The following is a 23,014-nucleotide window of genomic DNA, read 5'->3' on the forward strand; positions in this document are numbered from 1 at the left end:
AGTGGGCTATGAAGAAATATTAGAAACCTATAAAGAATTATTCGTACAGCAGGACTGGGTATGGATGATTTTATTCAAAGTATTATGGGGGATGGTGCTATTTTGTCATGCGACTATAGCAATACTAGAAAAAGGATTAGATAAAATGTTGACCTTCAATGGTTTCTTTGAAAGTGAGGCCATGAATGGAGTGAATGATGTTGTGATGCCAATTGCGATAGCATTATTTACAATGTCTCTAATATGGATAGGTTATCTTATTATGTCTGGTCGTGGCATCAAGAAGGGAGATGTATTCATGAATGTGCTTCTTGCTTTTGGTCTGATATTAGGGATACCTTATCTGACAACGGAGTTAAACAATATCTCAACAGAACTTGTACAGGCTGGAAAGGATGCAGGGAGTGGTGAAACCTTAAAATCAGAGACCTTTGCGACACAGATTGTTGCGATGAACACAGTAGACCTGCTGTATCTAAGTCGTGAAATGGATTGGGAGCTGGATAAAAAGACATATATCAATAATGATATTTCGAGCTCCAATATTAAATATAAAGACTTTTCGGGATTAGTAAATCCTTCAAATAAAGATGGAATAAAAGAGGCCGGAGACAGAGATTATAATTTAGATAGTAAAGAAAAAAAAGTATTTGGTCATAAATTAATTGATTCGGAAGATGGTAATATATCTTTTGAAAAAATTGAACCAGCAGAATTTAAATTTATCGGACAGGTGGGATTCCTGAATAAATGGTATTACCGATATAATGCCAACTTCTTTACGATGTTCATTCAGTTTGGAGTGTTAGGATTCGTGTTAATATTCGCGATGTTCAAGACGATGTTACTTATGATGGAGATTGCATTCCAAAAATTAATTGCACCATGGATAGCAGCTACAGATATTACAACAGGTCAAAAGATGAAAACATTTATGAACGACTTTGTTATGAATTATGCAGCTATCGGAATTCTAGCGTTTGTTATGAAATTATATCTACTTGCGATGCAGTATATAACGACTTTAGGATGGAATCCTTGGATTATATCAGTTGCCATGATCGCACTAGGAAAATTTGTTATAGATGGTCCAGAAACAGCCAAAAGGCTACTAGGAATAGACGTTGGTGTTCAAGATGGATATAAAGCGCTGATGGGAAGTTTAGCAGCTGGTGGAGCCATGATTGGTGCTGGTAAGATGTTAGGTAAAGGTGTATCTTCAGCAAAAGATGGAGTGAATAATCTACGTGAAAAACAAGCAGATCCAAATCATAAGGGACTAGCTGAGCGATTTGGTGGTAAAACAGCAGATGCAATCAAAGGTATGACACGTGAAGCTGGCGAATTATCTTCAGCAGGTGTAGGTGGATATGTATCTAATAAATCGAATGAAGCAATGAGAAAAATGAAAGATGGCATTACAGGTACAGCAGAAGCTGTTAAGTCAGGCATTTCAGATAATGGACTTACTGAATCGTTTGCAGAAGGTAAGGCAAATGCCCAAGCTTATGCAGATTCTACTTCTACATCACAAGCTATACCTTCAGCTATGCAAAAAGCTGTAAGTGAAGTTGTCGATAACAATTCAGGCTTATTAACAACAGGAGAAAGAAATGTATTAGAAAAAGTAATACGTGGAGATTCAGGGTTATCAGATGAAGAAAGAAATGTAGTTGAAAGATTATCTAATTCGGGATCATTAAGTGAAAATGACAGAGACATCCTAAGAAATGTTTTAACACATACATCTAATGCAGGACAACTAGAAGACCAAACAGCAGTACAGCGATATCTCACTGAATCTGGAAATAATATAAATTCAGAAGATAAAACAGCACTTGAAAGATTAATACGTGATCCTTCTAATGTATCAGCAGAAGATAGGTTAGCTATAGAACGTGTTCTATCTAATGGTAACAGTAATCTAAAAGCAGAAGATAGATTAGCTATAGAAAGGTTGTTACAGACAGGAAATAATGGTGTAACTGCATCAGATAGAACAGCAATAGAAAATGTTCTATCAAATGATAATCAATTAAGCACAAACGACAGACAAGTGATGGAAAGGGTGTTATCTAATCCATCAGAAGTAACAAGTCAAGATAGACAAGCGTTTGAGAGAGTTATCAGTCAAAATATGAGCAACTTAAACCAGGAACAGAAGACAGCCTTCCAGAACATACAGCAACAGATGAATGGTACGATTGCACCAGATTTAAGACCTGCAATACAATCATATGTACAGAATCAAGGGTCGAGTATGAGTAAGGGTGACAGACAGGTAATGGAAAGAGTGATTTCTAGCCCAACACAAGCAACAAGTCAAGATAGACAGGCATTTGAAAGAATTATCAGTCAAAACACTGGTAGTATGAATCAAGAACAAAGAACAGCCTTCCAAAACGTACACCAACAGATGAATGGTACGATTGCACCAGATGTTAAACCTGCAATACAATCATTTATACAGAATCAAGGATTGAGTATGAGTAATGGTGATAGACAGGTAATGGAAAGAGTAATCTCTAATCCATCACAAGCGACAAGTCAAGACAAACAAGTATTTGAAAGAGTTGTCAGTCAAAATACAGGTAATATGAATCAAGAACAACGTACAGCGTTTCAGCAAGTAAATCAGCAGTTGGGAAGTACAGTATCTTCTGATGTAAAACCAATTATGCAGTCATTCGTTCGATCGCAGGGATCAAATATGAATACTGAAGAAAGACAAATCATGGAGAAAGTAATATCATCACCATTAAAAGTGACTAACCAGGAAAGAGCAGTATTTGAAAAAGTGATACAACAAAATACAGGTACATTCACACAAGAGCAGAGAACAGCATTTCAACATGTAAATCAACAACTTGAAAAAGTCACTGTTCAAAAACAGGATACAAACACTTTATTTAAAGGAATAGATAAAGAATAAAACATAAAGCATATATTATACTTTATGCTATTGTAAAATTTGATAGGTATAATATTATTAACAAGGATATAGTCCATGGATTAGCATGGGTTTGTAAAAAAAGACTGGATAAGCTATAATAATATTAACAATTATTATTTCCACAGTATCACCGAACCCCCTAACTGCTGCGAACAGTTAGGGGGTTTTTAAGTACTGGTATGCCGCCTTACGCCTTACGTTGATCTAACCAGTGAGAAAACAACGTAAGGATGACACCGACAATAATCGGTACAACGATATTTATAAAGATGTAATCCATGTTTGTAAATATCTATTAATTAAGATATAATGATGATAACAAAGATTATTTTCACAGAAACACCGAACCCCCTAACTGCTGCGAACAGTTAGGGGGTTTTTAGGTGCTGGTATGCCGTCTTACGACTTACGTTGATCTAACCAGTGAGAAAACAACGTAAGGATGACACCGACAATAATCGGTGCAATAATGTCAACAAAGATTATTTCCACAGAGATCACCTCCTTCCACAAGATCTCGCCTATGGAAGTAAAGACGGCTTTAATATTATATCATTAATATTGTTTAAAAGGCATTTGCTATCTGATACGTTAGCAAATGCCTTTTTTTATTATCTGAAATAAATAGGAGGAAAAAATGAGTAAAAATATTGGAAATCAAGGATATACAATACCAAGAGATATGAAAGCAGATATATTAATCATCGGAAAAACAACGTTAAAAGATATTATTGTCATTATTATATTCGTTGTTTTGGGTTTTATGTTAGCAAACTTTATAGATGGTGGCCCGATACTTACAACTATTATTGTAATTATTCAATTTCTTGTAGGTGGGATTGCGATTGCAAAACCTAAAACGAACCCTGATAAACCGATGTATTTAGTAATCGCATCTATGTTCAGGATGGATAAGAATGGTTACAGAAGTTTAGATTATACGAAATATATTAAAAAGGAGATGAAGTAACGAATGTCAGGTTTTGTCGAGCCAAAAAAAGTGGCGATTAAGAGAGATAGAAATGAAAGAAAGAAAAATAAAGATAGAACGATTGATTTAAATATATTACATGTTATCCCTTATAAACAGATAACAAAAGAAGGTTATCTTTTATTAGAAGATAATACTTACGCAGAAATATATCAGTTTGAAACACATGCACTAAATACAATCAACGCAGATGAAAAAGCACAGCTAATGACACAACTTGCATCATTTTATCGTATCAATATAGAAGATATCAAAGTCATTTCATTTAAGTATCCTTCAGATTCTGAGGCTCAACAGCTTTATTGGCTACACAAATATGAAACGACTACAAATCCGTTACAACGTGCATATCAACAGGATAACATCAGACGTTTACAGATTTCAGCAAAAACACATAAAGAGATGGATCATTATGTGTTTGTATATGCAGATAGTAAAAAAGGTATGTCTGTCGTTAAAGATAACATCAGACAGACTTCAGGAGGCTTATTAAGGAAAAATCCTCTATCACAAAAGAAAAAAACGAATGTACTGTTTCAATTGAATAACATGAACACACAATATATATAAAATTGTTTTATGTTTTATGTTTTATGTAACATACTATATAAAAGCTATGTAACTCATTGAGATGCGTGGCTTTTTAAATTAAAGGAGAATGAAATATGTTTGGATTTAAGAAAAAAGATGAACAGATTGTTAAGCAGAAAATTGATGATTTTGTAGAAGATAATTATGATTTAGAATTTATTGCTAAGACACAGCCCCAGGGGGGCATATCATTTCATGAAAACTACATCAAAAAAGGTGATGGCTATGAAGCATGCTTGACGATATATGATTATCCATCAACGGTATATGACAATTGGATGCGACACATCGTAAATCGTGAGGGTGTCATCACTGTTCAAGATATCTCTACAGCAAACAGAGAACAGGTACAAGAAAACTTAAAGAGATCGCTTTCTGAACAATCAGCTCGTATTCAAGATAATAAAGCAGATGCTATGACAAAAAGTTCATCTACAGATAAGTATCAGACACTTTTAGGTGTATCTCATATGATTAATGATTTAGGTGAACAAATCAAAAAGATTACTGTTAGAATGTTTATTTATAAACCAACTCTTGAACAATTAGATAACGAAATTCACAGAATACGAGTTGATTTAGAAGCTCGAGGTATAAAATCACAAGTAATGAACTTTGAGACAAAAGAAAACTGGCAAAGTTTGGTTATGAAATATGGCAGACAAAAACAAGTGCATGGTGTGAATTTTAAAGATGGACAACAGATTCCAGCATCAACGCTTGGGGGTGGTTATCCCTTTGACCATACGTCAATCAACGATGAACATGGTGCATTTATCGGTACGACTGAAACAGGTGGTCCTGTATACCTAGACTTATTCAAAGTCGATAACGTAAGAAAGTCATTTAATTCGATTGTCTTTGGGATGATGGGAAGTGGTAAATCTACTTTTCTAAAAGTGATTGAAGAAGAACAGTTTGCTAGAAATCATTTCATTAGAGGTTTTGATAAAGCAGGAGACTTCAAGCAAGTTGTACGTGAACAGGGAGGGAAGATGATATCACTGGATGGATCACAAGGTATGATTAACATGCTTGAAATATTGCCTACAGCAACGTATGACAAAGAAGATAATCCTGATATTGAAGGTTATGATCTTATGATTAATGAAGAAGCCTGTTACACTCAACATTTATCAAAACTTCAAATGCAGATGTCATTGATGAATGGTGACTTAACAGATACAGATTTAATGGATTGTGTAGGTTACTTTAATGATTTTTATATCCACGTAGGTTTATGGACGGCTGATAGAAGTAAAAGAAAGCAAATGGTAGTTACAGGCCACAGACCAGAAGAATATCCAATACTAAGCGAATTTAGAGCATTTATTCATAACCTGGATGAATCTAAGATGACAAGTCAAAAACGAGTAACTAAAGAAAAAATATTAACAACTTTAGATAATATGATTAATGTTTATGGTGGTGTTTTTGATGGCCACACGACTGTCCCTAACATGGACGAAGAACAGATTGTATTTTATAACATAGAACAGCTTGAAAAGTTATCACCAAACGTATTTAAATGTCAGTTATTCGTAGCGTTATCTTTAATTTGGTCACAAGCTTTAAAGAACGGGAAAAAATATAAGAAGATGATAGAAGACGGTAAAATTGATCCTCGTAACGCTAGAAGATTTATGGTATTCATTGATGAATGTCAAAATATCGTAAATGTAAATAACTTAAATACAGTTGAATTCGTTGTTAACTTTATGAAAGAAATGCGTAAGTATCTTGCAGGAGTTATTTTTGCGACACAATCTCCTAAGCAGTTACTACCTGAAAACAGTAATAATGATGCAACAACGCAACTGAAACAAATATTTGCCTTAACGCAATATAAATTTTTCTTTCAGATTGATAGATCAGATATTGATTCCGTAAGAGATGTATTAGGAGAAACAATAAAAGAAAGTGAGTACGAAATCATTCCAACGCTAGGAAAAGGTGAAGCAATCGTAAGCATACAAGGTGCAAACAATACGCTTTTCCACAATGATGTATCAGAAGAACAATTGCGTCGATTCAGTGGGGGGCAATAAAATTTACAGACACTCTTATTATTAAGGGTGTCTTTTTTTATTGGAGGATATTAAATGATAGAATTTCTAAAAAATAAATTGAAGAAAGCAACAAGAAAAAAAATAATGCTATGGATTGCAGGAATTGCAACGTCATCTACACCTTTCACAATTGCTTTGATAACTGCTGTCCCGATAGTTCTAATTTGTATGCTCTTATTTCTAGGTGGATCAAATGAAGGATATGAACAAGAACAATCATCATCTATGGGTACGATTGACGGAGTAGCTTTACCTGAAGGATGTACCAAACATTCAGACAGAATAAAAAAAGAACTTAAATCTCAAGGTGTAGATGAAAGTCATTTAAATGTCATGCTAGCAATTTGTGCACAGGAAAGTGGAGGAAGTGTGTCGGATATATTCCAAGCATCAGAAAGCAAAGGGCTACCACCAAACACAATAGGTCCGACGGAATCAATTAAAGCAGGAGTGTCGGCATATAAAGAAGTGTTAAATAAATCTAAAGCAAAAAAAATTGGAGATGACAATTGGAAAGCAGCACTACAAAGTTACAATTTTGGTGAAGGATTTTTAGATTTCTTTTTTGAGAAAGGCGCAAAGTTCTCTGAAGATATTGCACAACAGTTTTCAAAGAAAATGGCAAAAGAAACAGGATGGACAAGTTATGGTGACCCTAAATATGTTGAACATGTTATGCGATATTTATCACAGGCATCTGGTGGGACATTAGATGGAAACGCAATTGGTTCACCCGTTGATCCAAAACTTTTGAATCGTGTTACTTGTAAGATCGGAGGATATCCTGGTCATCCAGGAATAGACATAGCATTGCCAGAAGGCACACCAATATACGCAATCACTGACGGTAAGGTAGTTGAGGCAGTAAATGGATATACGGTTGGTGGATTGTCAAGTTCATTATTAGGTAAAGATAATCACGTCACTGTAATCTCTAAAGACAATCCAACCTTATATATGAACTATAGACATTTAAAATTAAATGGCGTGTTAGTAAAAAAAGGTGATACTGTAAAAGCAGGACAGCAAGTTGGACTTTCTGGTAATACAGGTTATACAAGTGGTCCACATTTACATTTAGATGCGCTAAAAAATAATCAATATACTATAAGTGCAGCTGTTGATTGGTTCAGTCCATTGGAGAAAAAATTTAATGTCAAAGGTAGTCTCGGCTGTGGATTATAAAAAAGGAGATGTTTAATATGAATAACAAATTATCAGGAATTATAATTATAGGTTTATCAATCGTATTGTGTATCGGGTACTTCATATCACATTCTAAAATAAATAATGTAGAAAAAGAAAATGAAATACTTCAAAATAAAATCAAAAATTTTGAAAAACTTAACGAAAAAACTGAAAAAAATTTTTCAGCTACTAAAGAAAAAAATACTATCGAAGAACCAACAACTGTAAACAAAAATGATGCACAAGAATATTTGGTATCATTTACTGAAGATTTTATAAAAACTTTAAATGATAGCTCAGATATTGAAAAAACAAATGAAAGATTAAAATCATATACAACGGGTCAAGCACAAGATTATTTAATTGAAAATCACTATATTCATGATATAAGTAAGTTGAGTACTGAAGATATAGATCAACAAAAGAATAAAGATGTAACCGAAGGATATATTCAAAAAGAAGTGAGTATTGATACAGAGAATATTAGAACATATATTAAAGAGAAGGGAGAAAGCCAAGCTGAAGGTATAACAACTTATCAAACAATATCACATATTGGTGAAGATAGCACCGTCGGGAATTTTTTAATGAAAGCGACATATATTAAACAAAATAATGAATGGAAAATTGAAAAAATAGTATCAATATCACCAGTATCAGATATAAAAGCTGAACAAATATTTAATTAAATGTATAGGAGAGATTATAGTATGAATTTATTTAGCGCAAATAAATCTCGTAGAGATAAGGGACCTTTTTATAAAAAGGTCCTTTTTATTTTGATAGCAGTTTACATTAGTTTTTGGGCTTATAGCTATCTTACTAAAGAAGATGGAAATAAACTGGCTACAAAGATGTATAAAGGACAGAGTTTAAATGATTATACATTTTATCTTGTTGAAAAGAAATATAATCCAGATACTAAAGAATTAATTGCAAAGGTATACTTTAAAAATAATAAAAGTGATGAAAATTATATTCCGATTGCTAAAGAAAATTTTCAAACAGAAGCTAACTATCAAGATGATATTACAACAAAATTAAAAACAGAATTTCATTTACCTACAAAGAATTATCTGGTCGTTTCAGTTAAAGATGTAGAGAGAAATCATCTTGTAAGGACTGTTTTAAAAATGAAAGAAGATGTTATTACACAGGACAAAGAAAATAAAGCTAGTGAATTATCATTATATATTGATACACCAAAGAAAATATTTGATGATAAATTGAAATTAAAATCTGAATCTTTTTATGTAAAAGAAGGTCTGAATGAACATTTATCTTTTAACAAAAATGAACAAAAAAGTGTTGAAAAGAAAATAGATACTCAGCAAAAAGAGATTAAACTTACTGAAAAGCAAATCACTTCAATACAAAAAGAACTCAATGTTCTTGATGAAAATGAAAAAATAAATGCTGAAGCAAAGATCAGTGAATTGCAGAATTCTATTCAGGAAAAAGAAAAAGAAATCTCAAACTATAACGAAGAATTGTTAAACCTGAGAAACAAAATGATAAAAATTGAAGATGACATTTCAGAGATATCATCTTAAAGCGCAACATCAAAGGAGTTGAAGTCTTGTGTAGGGTGTAAATCTCTACTGATTTTTAAGGATTTAAAACATGAGCATAAGGGGTAATGCCACCACTTTGATGTTTTGGCTGTGCCAAAACGTGGTGAACTCGGCAGTGCCGAGTTATTTACCCTTAAATTTTTGTGCCACCACTATATGTATAGTGTATGCATATAAAACATACCTATACGCATACTGTATGCATACATACAATATGCGTATGCATAACTCGTACGTATGCATACAGTATACATACGTAAAAATAAATCTAAAAATAATTTTAGCGTAGGAGAGATGAGATGATTAAAAGAACAATACGAATAGAAGATCCGTTAGTAATAGCAAAGTTAAAAAGTTTGAGTAGTGAAAAAGAGATTTCAGAAAATAAATTAATAAATATCATACTAGAGAAAGCATTGATACACGACAATTTTAAATTGAGAGAACAAGAAGTTGATGAGATTTTAAAGAATGTCGTAGCTAGTAATAATAAATTAATTGATGTCATTGAAGAACAAACAAATAAAATTAATAGTTATACAGAAGAAATAAAAAAAATATTTTGAAAAAGTATACGGGGAGGAAATGAAATGGGTGTCAGAAGAACTTGGTATATTGATGATCGTGTTGATGAAGTTTTGCATAAAATAAAAGCTGAAAAAAATTTAAAAACCATGAACGAAGTTCTTGAATATGTTTTATTTAAGAGTGATTCCTTTAACAATGAAGACTATGATTTTAAAAAGAAAATGAATATCATGGATAAAAATTTATGTATTGTATTAGAGATGTTAACGATGCAGTTAGATACTCAGGGATTAGTACCTAACTTTTCTTATACTGAAAATTTGTCAACATCATACAATGCAGCTAAACAATTAGTAGAAAATGCAATTGAAGAACAAACAAAAAATAAAAAAGAGGAAATGTTTTTTGATTAAAAAAATGAGGTGATTGAATGGCTGGTATCGTAGTCATTTCGAATTTTGTTGTTGGAAATAATAAAAAGAACTACAGCGGAATTATTGATTATTATGAGAGGTATGAAGAAAAAAATACAAGAATACAAAATGAAAAAGAAGTATTATCTGAATTTTATGATTATGAACAAGATGGTGGAGATGAAACATTATTTGAGTTTATCAATAATACTTATGATAATCCTCCTAATATCAATTTTGGAAATTATATAAATTATATGAATAAAAATATAAAATCTTCAGGATTATTTGGAGATGATACTAATCATTTTACTTCTGACGAAAAAGAAGTAATGAAAGAAGCATTTAATAAAGGCCAAGAAAACGGTAGTGTTCTCTGGGGGAATGTCTATTCGTTTGATAATGAATTTTTAAAAAAACATAAACTCTATGATGAAGAAACAGGTTTTTTAAACGAGATAAAAATAAAAGAAGCTGTAAGATCTTCTATTAGAACTATGTTGAAGGAAGAAAAAATAGATAGCTCGGCTGTATGGTGTGGTGAGATACATTATGATACAGACAATATTCATGTTCATACTTCAATCGTCGAAATGAAAAATACAAGACCAATTGTTATGGTAGAGAAAATGAAAAAACTTGGTAGTAAACATTACGAACCTACAGGAGAGTTTGAATTACAGCCTAAAGCAAAGCTGAAGAAAAAAACGCTTGATAATATGAAAAGTGTATTTGCAAATAAATTAATAGATCGTTCTAAAGATATGAAAGCTATTAGCGACTTAAGAACATCTTTACATCATTCAATAAAGTTAGATGATTCAAAAACATCTCAAATAAAATTGCTAAATACAATCAGAAAAAACTTACCGAAAGAAAAAAGTAAGTGGCAATATAATAATAAAGAAATGAAAAACTTAAGACCTTTAATAGATAACTATACAATGAACTATATTAAAACTAATAATAAAAAAGATTATCAGGTATATACTAAATTACTAAAAGATGAGGAAGATTTCTACAAAGATCTATATGGTGAAGGAAAAGATAATAGATATAAAGACCCATCGAAAAATAAATTAGAAGATTTAAAAGGAAGAATGGGGAATGCATTACTTAAAGAATTAAAAAAAGAGAATAGGAGTATGACTTATAAAAATTATAATGGAAATATAAACAATGAAAAAACTAAAGTGAAAAATTCAAGATTAGTTGATAGGAATAAATATATTGATGGAAATTTAAAAACAAAATCTAATGGAACAATAAAGTTTAAACCTCCTATTACTCCTGTTAAAGTTAATCAAGCTGTCAGAAGTACATTTAGAAGTTACCGCAGGAATAGAGAGTTAGAGTTTGAACATGATAAATTACAAAGTAATATTCAGAGAGATTTAGAAAGACAGAGATATGAAAGTGAATATGGTAGATAAAAATTCTTTTAGTTGGATTAAACTAAAAGAATTTTTTTATTTTAAAGGAGGTGAGGACAATGAAAAAACGTTATGTACTTTATACCAACTATGAAAATAACAGAGATGAAAAAACAATTATAGAATTTCAAGAATCATATGAAAAAGAAAGGTTAGTTGGACTAATAGTAATCCTTCAGCATTTAACAAATAGTACTTGCATTGATTTGATTAAAGGTGATAAAGCTCTAGCTGTGCATTACAGGTTAGACCAAAATAATTCAATAGATGAGTGCTGGATAGAATATTGCAACAGCGAACCTACAGATTGGTTATTTGATAATTTTGATTTACGAGATTTTTATATTGATTAAAATTAAAATTTTTTTGACAGGAGGTATGTGAGATGAATTTAGATCAATGTTTAGTTGTTGCTGTCAGTGACGAAGAACTTAAAGTTCGAGTCTACAGTCCGTTATTAAAAAAAGAAATTATTGTGAGTACTACTAAAGAATATTATGAACTTATCAATGAATCTGAAGAACAAATATTTGTAACAGTTGATTTATCAGAAAATAAAATAGTGGAGGACTAGTTATGGCATATAATAAAAAATCCTGGGCTAAAGCAAAAGAAGAAGAAAAGAAAAAATGGGCTGATGATGCACTTGAACAAATATCATTTCATAAAATGAATGTAGAAGATGTCAAAGAATATTTTGAGTTTATGTCAAATATGTACGATTATTCGCCTAGAAATATAGGAATGATGAAAAATCAATATCCAGGTGCAGAATTTGTAGCATCAAAAGAGAAGTTTAAAGAATTAGGTTTCGATATCCTTGAAAATCAAAAGCCGATAAAAATACTAGCTCCAAATAAAGTTACTTATATGAAACTTGGAAATGATAATTTAAAACAATTGAAGTATGCTACTAAAGAAGAAAGAGAGAAAGTAAAAAATAAAGAAATTATAACAGTGCAAAAAACTTTCTATAAACTAGCACCGGTTTATGATTTAACACAAACTAATGCGAAACCAGAAGATTATCCGAAGGTATATCCAAATGCTCGAATAGATTTGAAATTAGATAATCCAAAGTTAGCATTAGAAATTAAAAAAGCTAATATAAAATACTTAGAGAAATTAGGAATACCTGTTAGCGTTGAAAATTTCAGCGTAAATGGTTTAGGTACTGCAAAAGGTTACTATGAACCACTCAATCATAAGATTGCACTTAATAGTTTAAATACTGAAAGTGAAAATATAATGACATTAGTACATGAAACAGCACATGCACTAATGCATAACAAAGAAAGTACCTATGCTAAAGAATATAAGGGACTAAACGTAAAAGAATTAGAAGCAGAATTAACATCTTTTGTTGTTAATAAACATTTTGGTATTGATACGTCTGAACAAACAATTCCATATATAGCTAGCTGGACTGATAATCTAAAGAACATAAAAGATGTAGAATCATCTTTAAAGGATATACAGCATACGTCATCTCGTATTATAAATGGAATTGAAGAAAATATTTCTAAGGAGTTTTTAAAAGAAATGGAAAATGTAACGGTTATTGATAATATTTCATTAGATGGAAACTACCCTATGGATTTTGAAGAATTTAAAGAACTTCAATCATATTTACCTATTAAATCAAATACTAAAACAGGGATTGCACTAAAGACTACAGAAATATCTAAACCATCGTATTTAGTAAAAAGATTGGATGAACTATCTAAGACTAAAACAGTGGGGTTAGATATAGATGGGAATTTTAAACAACCAATCATTCATATAAAAGAAACTAACCAAGTGATGCCTCTTAAAGTATTATCAAAGAATATAAAGAGTAATGATTTTGATATAGAAGCATTTACTTATGAAGTATATACTAATCCTCATCAAAAATTATTTGATGGGGATTTTAATGTATTTAATAATAAGACAGTTATGGAACAAGTGAAAATTGATGCAGATTTAAATGGTGTTCCTGATATATATCAAAAATCTATTGATAATATGAAAGAAAGTAATATATCGAGAGAAAGCACACACGAAAAGAAGATGGAATTAAATTAATATTTAGCCCCAATTCAGGGGCTAAGTAAATTTTAGAATAGAAAGTAGGATTATTAATGAAAACAGTCATAATTGCTGAAAAGCCAGATCAAGCGAAAAAATATGGGGCAGCATTAGGTAGTTTTAGTAGAAAAACAAGTTATTTAGAAGGTAAAACGGATGTATTTCCAGGTGAAGTTTATATCACTTGGTGTATTGGTCATCTTGTAGAACTTGCACCGATGAGAGAATATGATGAGAAATATGCAAAATGGAACTTAGAGGATTTACCATTCTTACCTAAACAATTTAAATATCAATCGAAATATTCAGTTAAGGACCAGTTTAATTCTATGAGGAAATTGTTGAAAGGTCTGACGAATAATGATCAAATTGTTATTGCTACAGATCCTGATAGAGAGGGAGAAGCTATTGCGTACTATGTATTAAATTTATTAGGCATCAAAGATATTCCAATTAAAAGATTGTGGGCAAATACACAAGAGCCAACTGAGTTAAAGAATTTCTTCAGAAAATTAAAGGATGGAAAAGAAACATATAGATATTATGTAGAAGCCGAAGCACGTGGAAAGAGCGATTACTTAGTAGGTATGAATCTAACAAGGTTGATTACTCTACTACTTCAAAATAAAGGCGTTAGAACAGACGGTGCTTTTTCTGTAGGACGTGTGCAGACACCAACATTATTTATGGTCTATAACAGAGAAAAAGAAATTGAGAACTTCAAAGAGAAAATATACTTTGATTTAGTCGCTGATGGGAAGAAAGATAGTATTAAATATCAGTTAAAAAGTGATGTAAGATTAGATAGTAATAATGAAATAAATGAATACATCAATAATAACGGATTAAGTGATATTCCAGGAGAAGTTAAATCAATTACAGTTACTCCTAAAACAACAAAGGCACCTAAATTGTTTAAATTAGGTGGTATTCAAAAGGTCGGAAATAATAAATGGGGATATAGCTTGGATCAGACACTAAGCTATGTACAGTCATTATATGATAAAGGGTTCTTATCATACCCTAGAACAGACAGCAGTTTAATTACAACAGCAGAGTTCGAGTATCTGAAAAATCATTTAGAAGATTATAAAAGTCTTTTGAATCTTACATTTGATGTTAAATATACAGAACCACGTAAGACTTATGTAGATAACGATAAGGTGTTAGAACACTATGCTATCGTTCCTACAAAAACAATACCATCTCAGCAACAATATGATGACCTATCTGTTCAAGAAAAGAATATATATGATGCAGTAGTGAAACAAACTCTGGCCATCTTTGCAGATGATTATCACTATGAACAAACTAAAGTAGAGATAGTTGTGAATGATGTTATATTTAAAACTAGTGGTAATACACCAAAAATTCAAGGGTGGAAAAATTTAAGTAACGATACTGAAGAAGAAAAGACAACAACTTTACCGTCATTTGAAGAAGGTGAACAAGTTGAACTTAGTATATATGGTAAGGAAGGACGAACAAAGCCACCATCATACCTAACAGAAGCAACACTTGGAGGAGAAGGAGGATTGATGGAAACTTGTGGAAAGACAATAGAGGATGAAGAACTAAGAGAAAGTCTATCAGCAGGGATAGGTACACCGGCTACACGTTCTGCTATTGTTAAGAATATAATCGATAAAGGTTATATTACAGTTGATAAGAAAAAGTTGAGAACAACAGAGAAAGGTAGGTTATTATGTAGTGCCCTGGAAGGATCATTGATAAGTAGTGCTGAGATGACTGGGAAATGGGAAGAGAAATTAAAATTCATTAGTGATGGCAAAGAAACTCAACAAAACTTTATAGAAGGCATCGAAATATTTATTCAACAACTGTTTAAGGATATACCAGCTATGGTGAATGAAAATGTAAAGACTTCAACTTTAGAAAGTGTTAAACAAAGTGAAGGTAAAGGATTAGGAATATGTCCGAAATGTAATAAGGGTTATATCAAGCATATCAAGACGAATAAATATGATTTCTATGCGTGTAGTGAAAAATGTGGCTTTACCATAAATAGTGTTATTGCATCTAAAAAACTAAGTGAATCAAATATAAAACAGCTAATAAATAAAGGTAAAACAACAAAAATTAAAGGCTTTAAAGGAAAGAAAGGGACATTTGATACAGAATTAATGCTAGATAAAGATTACAAGACAGTTTTCAATTTCAATAAATAACGCTATATTTATATATAGCGTTATTTATTTTATTATAGGAGGGGATTTATGATTAATAAATATATCAGATGGTGCACAATAGGGGTATTGTTACTAATTTTTACTCAGCTAATATGTGGAATAATATTTAATCTATTACATATAGACATCGTAAACAATGATATAAATAAAACAGGAGAATTGTTAAATAATATATCTGCGAAGTTTATTACTTTTTTAGCAGCTCCTGTAATTGAAGAATTTATTTTTAGATACTTGTTATTTCGTAAAGATGCTGAATACCCTATAAATATTGTGACTGCAATTATAAGTTCTTTTGTATTTGGGTTAGTACATGGTAAAGATATGATACTAACAATACCTCTTATAATTAATGGGCTAATTTATTGTTTAGTCTATCATAAATCTAATAGTATTTTTGTATCTATCATCACACATAGTATTTTTAACATCTTTATATTCACTATACTACTTATCAATACAAGGTGATCGTTATGAAAGAATACGGATTATCAGTAAAAAGGGATCGATAACGAAAGTACTTTACTAAATTTATAGACCACCAAAATTATATAAATTAAGAAGCTAGATTCTAAAAATAGGATCTAGCTTCTTTTATTTTGAGGAGAGATATTATGAAAAAATATTCTAATGAAGAAATAGCAAAAATTTATTCAGTGAAAAATAGAAAATTACCTGACGAACTGGTAAAACAGGCAAATAGTGTTAATATTATGGATTATATCGAGAAAAAAGGGTTAATGGTCCAAAAATCTTCCAAGGGAACATTTCAGTTAGCTGAACATGATTCATTAAAAATAACACCATCTGAAAATGTATTTAACTGGTATAGTCGTGATGAAGGTGGTTATGGTGCTGTAGGATTTGCTAGAGTGTATTTTGATATGGACTTTAGAAGTGCAGTCAGAGATGTTATGGAAAATGCAGATGAACTGATAAAGACAGTTGATTATAGTAAATATAAGAAGGTAGAAGAACCATATACGTATGATAGAAATCATATGGGAGATAATACATCAAAAGCAGAAGAATATTTAGTAGAACAAAGAGGAATAAATCCTACTTTAGTAGAAAAGCTAATAGATAAAGGTATAATCCGCCAAACTGACAAATATGAAAACGTTGCATTTATGTGGCATAAAAATGGTGAAATTATTGGTCACGAAGAAAGAGGTACAGGCGAAAAAAGATTCATGAAAATAGCATCAGGTGTACCTGAAAATAGAGGTTTTTCGGTCACTTTTGGTAAACCAGAAAATCTATTTGTATTCGAATCTTCGATAGATGCATTATCATACGCATCAATCTATCAGCCAATAAATTCTAGATTTATAAGTATGAATGGATTGAAAGAAAATACAATGTACCAGGCAATGAAAGATATTTATGATGATACAGGTAAATTACCAGAAAATGTTGTCTTATGTGTAGATAATGACAAAGCAGGCAGAAGATTTGTAAGTGAAAAATCAGCTTCAGTACAAATAGGTAATCAAGAGACGACAACATATAGTTCTCTGCCTCCAAGATTTGAAAAAAATAAAATAACCAATTCAAATATGGATATAGAAAGTTTCTTAGAGATTTTAGAACATGATAATAATACTAATATTACAATTAACAATACAGGTATTAAGCTGTACAGAAATGTTAAAGATGAGTATGTATTGAACTATAATGATCTGGACTATACCTTAGATGGCAAAGCGCATAGTAAAAAGAAGATTAAAGATGCTATGTCAGAAATCAAATTTGATATCAGTTATATTGAAACAACGAAAGATTGGAATGAAGTATTAAAGTATATAAAAGAAAATAATATTAAAGAGCTAAATAGACCTTTAGTACGAACAAGTACACAAGATATAGATATTAATCCAGTAAAAAATAAAGATGAAGAGATTGAAAGATGATAGAGATTATCATTTTTTCAGGATTTTTGATAGTCTGTATTTACTTTACTATAAAGAAATCGAGACACAAAAAAGCTAATAAAAGATTAGCTTCTTCTGGTCTATCTGCGATAGATCATATGACTGGCAAAGAATTTGAGAACTATTTAAAATCACTTTTTCATGAAATGGGATATAGATCGATAGTTACAAAGTCATCAAATGATTTTGGTGCTGATTTAGTGTTAAAAAGTGAAAAAGATATTATCGTAATTCAAGCTAAGAGATATAAAGGGAAAGTTGGAATTAAAGCAGTCCAGGAAGTATATTCAGCAAAAGGGTACTATAGGGCAGAGGAGGCATTTGTATTTACAAACTCTTATTTTACGTCTAGTGCAAAGAAACTAGCTGAATCAATTGGAGTTAATTTATGTGACAGAGATAAGTTAAAGGAAATAAAAAAACTTACAAAACAGCTATGTATATATATAGCTATTTTGTAAGACTTATAGTATTATATTAGTAGGAGAGGTACTATGGAAAAGATATATTGTGTATTTTGTAATAAGAAAGATACGTTTGATGTTTTTCAATTAAATATTAAGGCAGAATTGAAAGATATGTATACGATAGAATATCACCCTTGTTTAGCAAAAGGACATATTAACCACTCTGATATAGATAAAATCATTAGACTTTCAAATGGCAGAGGGACCGTTGCTTTTACTAAAAATAAAGAACTTATTTCCTATTTTTTAGATATTCTAGCAAAACAAGAACTTATATTTATTAAATCTGAAGAAAAAAGATTGACTGAATATAAAAAGACCATAAAGAGTATAAAAGAACATTATCTATAATTTTATATGTTAAATGTTATATGTTAAACTTTATTAAAATAGTTTAATAAAAGGTGAACATATGAATAAAAGTGATGCAAACATGAAAAAGTGGATAGAAGAAAATATTATTAGGGGTATGGATGCCCATAAGATAACAGGTCAATCAAGAACAGCTTTTGTATCTTCATGTAATAGAGGTATCATCAAGCCATTTGTAACGTTAAATCTTAATTCAGAATCCACAAAGCCCACACATCTGTATTTGAAAAGCGATTTGTTAGCTTATAAGGATCACCTAGAACAAAAAAAGAAAAAGTAAGGAGGAAAATAAAATGAATTATGAACAAGAAAATATATCAAATGGCGTTACAATCATAGACAATGAGCCGATTGAATATGATGGTGAGAAATTTGAAATCCCAGTATCTACAATCCAAGAAGATTTATAAAAACTAAAAGCTGCCTAAAATGATTTCAATCATTTTAGGCAGTTTTTTTATTTAATGGAGGAACAATTTTGAATAAAAATAAAATAATAAAATTCTTATTTATACTATTTATAATAGTAGGTTTACTGATAAGTGCTACCCCTTATGTAATTAATAATTTTATAGAACCTTATCATATGAATAGAATTCATGAAGAAACAATCAATGTATCTAAAGGAACGATCAAAGAAAATAAAAAGAAAATCAATGCAATGCAGCAGGCGACAGATGATAGTATATCATCGACTAATAATAATGGTACTGCCGATAAAAACAATATAGGTTATCAAGAAAATACAGAGAATTATGATTCTATATCATATGACCCAAGTGCTATTCAATCATTAAGCAGAATTCCCAAATTTCAAGAAGTGAATATGAACTTTCTTGTTGGATATATTCAGATACCTGAAGTGAACCTGGAACTGCCCGTATTAGAAGGCTTAACAAATGAAAATCTAAATGTTGCAACTGGAACGATGAAGCCAGGTCAAGAGATGGGAAAACGTAACTATGCGATTGCAGGACATCATATGCCGAATGAGAACTTATTGTTTTCACCATTAATGAGAGTAAAAAAAGGAAATTTAGCATATCTAACAGATAAGGATAGAACATATGTATATAAAGTTATTAAAACTGAAGTACTAGACGTTAATAGAGGAGATGTAGTTGCAGATGCAGAGGGAGATAAAATTATTACATTAATTACTTGTACTGATATAAAAGGAACAGCACGTTGGATGGTTAGAGGAAAGTTAATTAAGACTATTAATAATTAAAAATATATTATAAGAGGTGAATTAGATGTTATTAGCTACTTGGAGAAGTACAAATTATTCAAAATATACTAAATTTAATGAACTTAAGAATATTCATTATGTAACGAAAAACGATTATTATATATGGTGTATAAATGCTGATAATTTACAAAATTTAATAACAAATTCTATTTTAACTTGTTTAAGATATCCTGAAAAACTATATATTTTTGAATCCGAAGACTATTTAATAATAGATAAATCAGAGTGGTACAAAGCTATAAGACTACATGATGTAAATCAAGGGTTGTTGAATCCATTAGATTATGTTGTAGATGCAAATTTTACTGGTCCAGTAGAGTATTTAGTTAAAGAAATACCTAAAAACTGTGAAACATATGAGGTATTACCCTTTGAAATAGAATGTGAAAATATTATTATGAATAAATCTTACCAACAATCATTATCAAAGTTTAAAGAGGTATACCAAAAACCAAATTATTCTTCATATGAAAAATCAGTAAAAATAGCTAGATTAAATCAAATGAATTTTTTAACATATGTATTACCAGTAATCTGGTCGAAAAAAGAATCTGAAAAGATTGATTTAAAAAATATTATGCCATTAACATGGGAACAAATAGAAGTTTTAGCTACTACATTTATAGGTCTAGCATTGTGTAAGAAACCTGATTATCTTTTAGAGATGACAGCAGGTTTTCACTATTGGGATACTACTGAGGGTAATTGGGATCATAAATTTCATAACTTGTTAGTGGAAAAATCTATAAATACTTTAAATAAGAAAACTGTAAAGTTATATTCAGATATTAATGATGTAAAAGTTAATAGAAATGATTTATGTCCTTGCGGAAGTGGAAAGAAAGTGAAAAAATGCCATATTAAATAATTTTAAAAAAGATTCTTAATAACAGTTGTACTATATAAAAGTGGATATTGAAGAAAAAGTATGTAAAAGAACGATAGTTACAAATTCAAATATTTAAATTATATTTTGTTATTCAAGCAAGAGTATAATTACTATAAATATAATTTTGAATTAATTTTTTTGTTTTTAAATTTAAAAGCTCTTTATAAAGTTTTCGATTTTTAAGTATCAAATTTATAAAGAGCTTATCAAATTTTTTTATTTTAATATCGATAATTTATCAATGTGATTATTTTGAATTTGCTTCATATAGTTTTCCATATAGTAAAAGTCTAGTTGATTATTCTTGTCAAACAGCAACATTATCATTTCTTTATTAATTCTTTTGTCACTTATTTCTCGATTGAAATCGTATTTTCCTTGTATCTGATGTCTTATTGTAGCTGTGATAAACAAGTAAATATATTTGTTAAAATCATTATTAATTAAACTTGTAACATGATCACTAGCTATAAATTTATACGGGTGGTAAAAAGTAGCACCTACACTTCCACTATTAGCTAGTGTTATGCAGTTAGAAAAAAATCTCACATTTTTATTGTTTGATATTAGGTTATCTACACCATTGTTTAAAGCAGTAGAGCTTATATACGGTATATTACCTATTTTTTGATTTTTTTGATTAATCTTTTTCTACGTTTGATTTCTTTGAATATTTCATTGATAGAAACTGGCTTCCAATATGCTGGGTTTGAAATATTAGTTACATTATTCTTTCTAAAGATTTGAATAGTTTTTAATGTTTTTTTGTGTAGGGATTTAACATATTGATCCATGTATTCATAATCAGGTTCATTATTTTGGTTTACTGGTAGCATAATCTTTTTTCTTTTTAAACGTCCTAGAGTTGCACCATTGCCACCCCAATTTAAATACATTAAACTATCTTTTATCAATGGTATTAAGAATAAACCAATATTCTTAGTGAGGTTTTTTACATTTAACACTTGAATGTTTTGACCTGTATAGAAGTCGTATTCTTGATAAAATACTGTTTGTGTATCTAAACCTATCGTTATGACATTTCCTTTGTTAATAGGATGTTTTTGTTGTGATATGAATTTAGCTATACCATTATTTTTTTCAGTTCGTGTGATATAGGGGTAAATCTGTTCACCGAGGTTTTTTATATTTGTAGCATCAATGAAACATGTAGATGATGTTAGTGTGAAATATCTGCTATCTGATAATTCAAAAGGCAACCATTTTTTATTCAAATAAATCACCTCTACCGTTAAGTGTCATATCCACTTGAAATGTCATATAATCAGCAATCACTTTTTCAAAGTCTTCTTCATTAGGAATTTCCTCGTTATAGTAGTAAAAGCTGTGTAACCATTCATCTTCCCAAGTAATCTTTGATTTCACAATAAAGTTTGTATCAGCATCTTCATTACCTGATAAGACATCAATCAAGAATTCTTTCTTAGATTTTTCAGTCCCATCACCAACAAGTCCTACGTGTTTACGTACAATATATCCATCATCTTTAAAGTTTACAAAATTAACACGTTTATTTTCTGGATGAGGTATACCAGCTGTAAATATTGCGATTGCAGGGTTTGTACCAACACCATAGAATGTGTTTATGTTCATTGTGATAACAGCTTCAAGTGTATTGTTCTCTAATATAGCACGTTTATAATCTTTTTCTTTTTTAGATTTACCAATCATTGTGCTTTGTGGGACGATGGCTGCTAATCTACCACCTTGTGTCATTAGCATAAGGGCGTGTTTAATAAAGTTTATTTCTGACAGATGTAATAGGTCTTTGTTTTTCGCTTGTGAATACGGTGGGTTGATAAGCACCTTAGTGATTTTATCATTATAATCGTCTATATCCACATGGAATATATCATCACGACGGAGATTACTTTTACCATCACCACGTAAAATCATGTTTGTTGTGGCAATAGTAAATAACTTCTGTTGTAGTTCAACACCATGGAGTTTATTTTTCTTAATATCTTCAATTTCATCTTCATTAACAGCTTGTGAAATCATTCTGTTCATAGCAGAAATAAGGAAACCCCAGGCCTACCATAAATAAAACTAAGTATAT

25 protein-coding genes are annotated in these 23,014 nt (G+C 30.5%); 21 read left to right on the forward strand and 4 right to left on the reverse strand.

Going from position 1 to position 23,014, the window contains the following annotated elements; translation table 11 throughout:
- Nucleotide 1: 1 nt before the first annotated feature.
- Entirely contained in the window at nucleotides 2–2,932 is a 2,931-nt protein-coding gene (locus tag KYI10_12095) for a pLS20_p028 family conjugation system transmembrane protein (GenBank protein QYA34170.1), read from the forward strand.
- Between the two features lie 208 nt (nucleotides 2,933–3,140).
- On the opposite strand, the gene KYI10_12100 is transcribed toward KYI10_12095, so the two are convergent.
- Together KYI10_12100 and KYI10_12105 are read right to left on the reverse strand one after the other, a co-directional pair.
- Nucleotides 3,141–3,233, reverse strand: a complete 93-nt coding sequence (locus KYI10_12100; protein QYA34171.1) for a type I toxin-antitoxin system Fst family toxin — start codon at nucleotides 3,231–3,233, stop codon at nucleotides 3,141–3,143.
- Nucleotides 3,234–3,352: 119 nt separating this feature from the next.
- The gene (locus KYI10_12105; GenBank protein QYA34172.1) at nucleotides 3,353–3,445 is read right to left on the reverse strand and encodes a type I toxin-antitoxin system Fst family toxin; all 93 of its coding nucleotides are present in this window, start codon (nucleotides 3,443–3,445) and stop codon (nucleotides 3,353–3,355) included.
- A gap of 145 nt (nucleotides 3,446–3,590) precedes the next feature.
- Between KYI10_12105 and KYI10_12110 the strand changes: the two genes are divergently transcribed.
- From KYI10_12110 to KYI10_12205, 20 genes are all read left to right on the forward strand, one after another.
- Nucleotides 3,591–3,923 (forward strand): DUF5592 family protein, encoded by a 333-nt coding sequence (locus tag KYI10_12110; protein ID QYA34173.1) that lies wholly within the window; start codon nucleotides 3,591–3,593, stop codon nucleotides 3,921–3,923.
- A 30-nt stretch (nucleotides 3,924–3,953) separates the two neighbouring features.
- On the forward strand, nucleotides 3,954–4,514 hold the full coding sequence (locus KYI10_12115) for a hypothetical protein (GenBank protein ID QYA34174.2): 561 nt from the start codon (nucleotides 3,954–3,956) through the stop codon (nucleotides 4,512–4,514).
- Between the two features lie 95 nt (nucleotides 4,515–4,609).
- Entirely contained in the window at nucleotides 4,610–6,583 is a 1,974-nt protein-coding gene (locus KYI10_12120) for a hypothetical protein (GenBank protein ID QYA34175.1), read from the forward strand.
- 54 nt (nucleotides 6,584–6,637) lie between these two features.
- Nucleotides 6,638–7,789 (forward strand): lysozyme family protein, encoded by a 1,152-nt coding sequence (locus KYI10_12125; GenBank protein ID QYA34176.1) that lies wholly within the window; start codon nucleotides 6,638–6,640, stop codon nucleotides 7,787–7,789.
- Nucleotides 7,790–7,806: 17 nt separating this feature from the next.
- Nucleotides 7,807–8,481, forward strand: a complete 675-nt coding sequence (locus KYI10_12130; protein ID QYA34177.1) for a hypothetical protein — start codon at nucleotides 7,807–7,809, stop codon at nucleotides 8,479–8,481.
- Nucleotides 8,482–8,502: 21 nt separating this feature from the next.
- The gene (locus KYI10_12135; GenBank protein QYA34178.1) at nucleotides 8,503–9,345 is read left to right on the forward strand and encodes a hypothetical protein; all 843 of its coding nucleotides are present in this window, start codon (nucleotides 8,503–8,505) and stop codon (nucleotides 9,343–9,345) included.
- Nucleotides 9,346–9,665: 320 nt separating this feature from the next.
- Nucleotides 9,666–9,932 carry a hypothetical protein gene (locus KYI10_12140; protein QYA34179.1) on the forward strand — a complete coding sequence of 89 codons (267 nt, stop codon included), beginning with the start codon at nucleotides 9,666–9,668 and terminating at the stop codon, nucleotides 9,930–9,932.
- A gap of 24 nt (nucleotides 9,933–9,956) precedes the next feature.
- Nucleotides 9,957–10,307 carry a hypothetical protein gene (locus KYI10_12145; protein ID QYA34180.1) on the forward strand — a complete coding sequence of 117 codons (351 nt, stop codon included), beginning with the start codon at nucleotides 9,957–9,959 and terminating at the stop codon, nucleotides 10,305–10,307.
- Nucleotides 10,308–10,324: 17 nt separating this feature from the next.
- Nucleotides 10,325–11,740, forward strand: a complete 1,416-nt coding sequence (gene mobP2, locus KYI10_12150; protein QYA34181.1) for a MobP2 family relaxase — start codon at nucleotides 10,325–10,327, stop codon at nucleotides 11,738–11,740.
- 59 nt (nucleotides 11,741–11,799) lie between these two features.
- Nucleotides 11,800–12,093 carry a hypothetical protein gene (locus tag KYI10_12155; GenBank protein QYA34182.1) on the forward strand — a complete coding sequence of 98 codons (294 nt, stop codon included), beginning with the start codon at nucleotides 11,800–11,802 and terminating at the stop codon, nucleotides 12,091–12,093.
- Between the two features lie 32 nt (nucleotides 12,094–12,125).
- Nucleotides 12,126–12,314: a hypothetical protein gene (locus KYI10_12160; protein ID QYA34183.1), complete on the forward strand. Its 189-nt coding sequence runs from the start codon at nucleotides 12,126–12,128 to the stop codon at nucleotides 12,312–12,314.
- Nucleotides 12,315–12,316: 2 nt separating this feature from the next.
- Nucleotides 12,317–13,807, forward strand: coding sequence for a zincin-like metallopeptidase domain-containing protein (locus KYI10_12165; protein ID QYA34184.1), 1,491 nt, complete (start codon nucleotides 12,317–12,319; stop codon nucleotides 13,805–13,807).
- A 56-nt stretch (nucleotides 13,808–13,863) separates the two neighbouring features.
- Nucleotides 13,864–15,999 carry a DNA topoisomerase gene (locus KYI10_12170; GenBank protein ID QYA34120.1) on the forward strand — a complete coding sequence of 712 codons (2,136 nt, stop codon included), beginning with the start codon at nucleotides 13,864–13,866 and terminating at the stop codon, nucleotides 15,997–15,999.
- 48 nt (nucleotides 16,000–16,047) lie between these two features.
- Complete coding sequence (locus tag KYI10_12175) at nucleotides 16,048–16,488, forward strand: CPBP family intramembrane glutamic endopeptidase (protein QYA34121.1); 441 nt, start codon at nucleotides 16,048–16,050, stop codon at nucleotides 16,486–16,488.
- Between the two features lie 146 nt (nucleotides 16,489–16,634).
- Nucleotides 16,635–17,933, forward strand: coding sequence for a DUF3991 and TOPRIM domain-containing protein (locus KYI10_12180; protein QYA34122.1), 1,299 nt, complete (start codon nucleotides 16,635–16,637; stop codon nucleotides 17,931–17,933).
- Nucleotides 17,930–18,415, forward strand: coding sequence for a restriction endonuclease (locus KYI10_12185; GenBank protein ID QYA34123.1), 486 nt, complete (start codon nucleotides 17,930–17,932; stop codon nucleotides 18,413–18,415). The genes KYI10_12180 and KYI10_12185 overlap by 4 nt, the downstream gene beginning before the upstream one ends.
- A gap of 33 nt (nucleotides 18,416–18,448) precedes the next feature.
- A complete protein-coding gene (locus tag KYI10_12190) occupies nucleotides 18,449–18,772 on the forward strand; it encodes a hypothetical protein (protein ID QYA34124.1) in 324 nt (107 codons plus the stop codon).
- Nucleotides 18,773–18,854: 82 nt separating this feature from the next.
- The gene (locus KYI10_12195; GenBank protein QYA34125.1) at nucleotides 18,855–19,073 is read left to right on the forward strand and encodes a hypothetical protein; all 219 of its coding nucleotides are present in this window, start codon (nucleotides 18,855–18,857) and stop codon (nucleotides 19,071–19,073) included.
- Between the two features lie 306 nt (nucleotides 19,074–19,379).
- On the forward strand, nucleotides 19,380–20,024 hold the full coding sequence (locus tag KYI10_12200) for a class A sortase (GenBank protein ID QYA34126.2): 645 nt from the start codon (nucleotides 19,380–19,382) through the stop codon (nucleotides 20,022–20,024).
- A 25-nt stretch (nucleotides 20,025–20,049) separates the two neighbouring features.
- Nucleotides 20,050–20,913 carry an SEC-C domain-containing protein gene (locus KYI10_12205; GenBank protein QYA34127.1) on the forward strand — a complete coding sequence of 288 codons (864 nt, stop codon included), beginning with the start codon at nucleotides 20,050–20,052 and terminating at the stop codon, nucleotides 20,911–20,913.
- Nucleotides 20,914–21,554: 641 nt separating this feature from the next.
- Here KYI10_12205 and KYI10_12215 read toward each other — a convergent pair.
- Complete coding sequence (locus KYI10_12215; GenBank protein QYA34128.1) at nucleotides 21,555–22,169, reverse strand: restriction endonuclease subunit S; 615 nt, start codon at nucleotides 22,167–22,169, stop codon at nucleotides 21,555–21,557.
- Nucleotides 22,162–22,974, reverse strand: a complete 813-nt coding sequence (locus KYI10_12220; GenBank protein QYA34129.2) for an N-6 DNA methylase — start codon at nucleotides 22,972–22,974, stop codon at nucleotides 22,162–22,164. The genes KYI10_12215 and KYI10_12220 overlap by 8 nt, the downstream gene beginning before the upstream one ends.
- Nucleotides 22,975–23,014: the final 40 nt, after the last annotated feature.

Origin of the sequence: Macrococcus sp. 19Msa1099, assembly GCA_019357535.2 — a bacterium.
Classification (GTDB): Bacteria; Bacillota; Bacilli; order Staphylococcales; family Staphylococcaceae; genus Macrococcoides; species Macrococcoides psychrotolerans.